The 2,437-nt window shown below is 62.6% G+C and carries 3 protein-coding genes; all 3 read left to right on the top strand.

Going from position 1 to position 2,437, the window contains the following annotated elements; translation table 11 throughout:
* The coding region (locus tag EOL86_13730) for a hypothetical protein (protein NCD26634.1) at window positions 1-124 on the top strand (124 nt) is incomplete at its 5' end.
* A gap of 214 nt (window positions 125-338) precedes the next feature.
* The gene (locus tag EOL86_13725; GenBank protein NCD26633.1) at window positions 339-1,262 is read left to right on the top strand and encodes a branched-chain amino acid transaminase; all 924 of its coding nucleotides are present in this window, start codon (window positions 339-341) and stop codon (window positions 1,260-1,262) included.
* Window positions 1,263-1,329: 67 nt separating this feature from the next.
* Window positions 1,330-2,437, top strand: a 1,108-nt coding sequence (gene dnaX / locus EOL86_13720; GenBank protein ID NCD26632.1) for a DNA polymerase III subunit gamma/tau, incomplete at its 3' end; no start/stop codon positions are given.

The raw sequence follows: 2,437 nt of genomic DNA, 5'->3' as shown, positions 1-2,437 counted from the left end.
TGGCGACAAGCTTTTCCACGGCAGCTATGTCCGCTATCTGGAGAACCAGCTGCGCAAGGTCTTTCGTTTGGACAAGACGCCCATCCGCATGGTCTTCCGCTCCAGTCACGACGACGACAAATAGGCCGGCTGGACGCGGCCAGGGAGTGAGCGGGAGCGAGCGGCGAATGTGATCGTGGCTCCGTCCCGCACCTCTCCGGGGGATTGCCCCCTGGATCCGATCAGGGCATCCCTGGCGGGGCTCCCTTGACCCGTCAAGACCCATGTCCTAGTGTCCCCCGACGCTCCGGATGGCCGTTTAGGCCCCACAAATGACACGCCCATATCGAGGAGGACCCATGGTTCAGAAAGCAGACAAAATTTGGTTCGATGGCAAACTGGTGCCCTGGGACGAAGCCCAGGTCCATGTCCTGACCCACACCCTGCATTACGGCGTGGGCGTGTTCGAGGGCATCCGCTGTTACACCTGCGCGGATGGCGGTTCGGCCGTGTTCAGGCTGGAAGAGCATGTGGACCGGCTTTTTCTGTCGGCCAAGATCAATGAGATGGTCATTCCTTTTTCCCAGGCCGAAATCTGCCAGGCCATCCTGGACACCCTGAAGGCCAACAAGCTGGCCGAGGGTTATGTCCGTCCCCTGTCCTTCATCGGTGCCGGAGCCATGGGCGTATTTCCGGGCGACAATCCCATCCAGACCATCATCGCCACCTGGCCCTGGGGCGCGTATCTGGGGGCCGAAGCCCTGGAAAAGGGCATCCGGGTCAAGACCTCGACCTTCACCCGGCATCACGTCAACGTCATGATGACCAAGGCCAAGACCTGCGGCAACTACGTCAATTCGGTCCTGGCCAAGCGCGAGGCCCTGGCCGACGGCTACAACGAGGCCCTCATGCTCGACGCCGAGGGCTATGTGTCCGAGGCCACGGGCGAGAATGTCTTCATTGTCCGAAACGGCGTCATCAAGACTCCGCCCCTGGGCTCCATCCTGGCCGGAATAACCAGGGATTCCCTGATGCTTCTGGCCGAGGACCTGGGCTATGACGTGGTCGAGGACCGCTTCACCCGCGATGAACTGTACTGCGCCGACGAGGCCTTTTTCAGCGGCACTGCCGCCGAGGTCACGCCCATTCGCGAGGTGGATCGGCGCGTCATTGGCCAGGGGAGCCGTGGCCCGGTGACCAAGGCCTTGCAGGACGCCTATTTCAGGGTGTTGCGCGGCGAAAATCCGAAATACGGCAAATGGTTGAGCCGTTACAGCTTCTAGCCCGCTTCGGGCGCCGACATTCCGGGCTCCGATTCCGGAGCCCGGTTCACCACCGAGTTTCAAGCCCATGAGTCAGGACAGTCTTACCGCGCGTTATCGCCCCCAGAATTTTGCCGCCGTGGCCGGTCAGGAAGCCGTGAAAAGCATCCTGTCCAGGGCCGCGTCCACCGGCCGGGTCGCGCCGGCCTATCTGTTCAGCGGCACCCGTGGCGTGGGCAAGACCACCCTGGCCCGTATTTTCGCCAAGGCGCTCAATTGCGTGAACGGCCCGGCTGCCGAGCCGTGCAACCAGTGCCCCATCTGCCGTCAGATCACCCAGGGCGCGGCCGTGGACGTGGCCGAAATCGACGGTGCGTCGAACACCGGCGTGGACAATGTCCGTCGCCTGAAAGAGGACGTGGGCTACGCGCCCCTGGAATGCCGCTTCAAGGTCATCATCATTGACGAAGCGCACATGCTTTCCAAGGCGGCTTTCAACGCTCTTCTGAAGACGCTTGAAGAGCCGCCGGGGCACGTGACCTTCATCATGGCCACGACCGAGCCGGAAAAATTTCCCCAGACCATCATCAGCCGTTGTCAGCATTTCGTCTTCAAGCGTCTGCCCCAGGCCGAACTGGCCGCGCATCTGCACCGCGTCCTCGAAGCCGAAGGCCTTGCGGCCGAGCCATCGGCTGTAAACCTCATTGCCCGGCGCGGAGCAGGGTCCGTGCGCGATTGCATGTCGCTCTTGGGTCAGGTTTTGGCTTTGGGCGCGGGAGATCTGCGCCTGCATGACGTGCGCGAGGTGCTCGGGCTGGCCGGACAGGAAGTGTTCGTGCGTCTGGCCGAGTGCGTCCAGGGTCGCGATCTGCTTGGTCTGAACGCGCTTTTGACCGAGGTGTTGGACCAGGGCGTGGATTTGGGCTTTTTTTTGCGCGAACTCGGGGCCTGCTGGCGCAATCTGTTTCTGCTGGCCCAATTGGGCGACGGCGCGCGGGGCATTATCGATCTGCCGGCCGAGGAAGTGGACGCCTGGGCCGCCCTGGCGCCGGGTTTCGCCCTGCCGCATCTGCACGCGGCCTGGCAGATGACCATGGACAGTCAAAGAAAGATTCTGACCAGCACCGAGCCGGCCCTTGCCCTGGAGTTGCTTTTGGTCAATCTGGCCTGTCTGCCCGATTTGCTGGCCGTGGGTG

Source organism: Deltaproteobacteria bacterium (assembly GCA_009930495.1).
Classification (GTDB): domain Bacteria; phylum Desulfobacterota; class Desulfovibrionia; order Desulfovibrionales; family Desulfomicrobiaceae; genus Desulfomicrobium.
The sequence above is the reverse complement of the archived record's forward strand: the minus strand, read 5'-3'. Positions and strand labels throughout refer to the sequence as shown.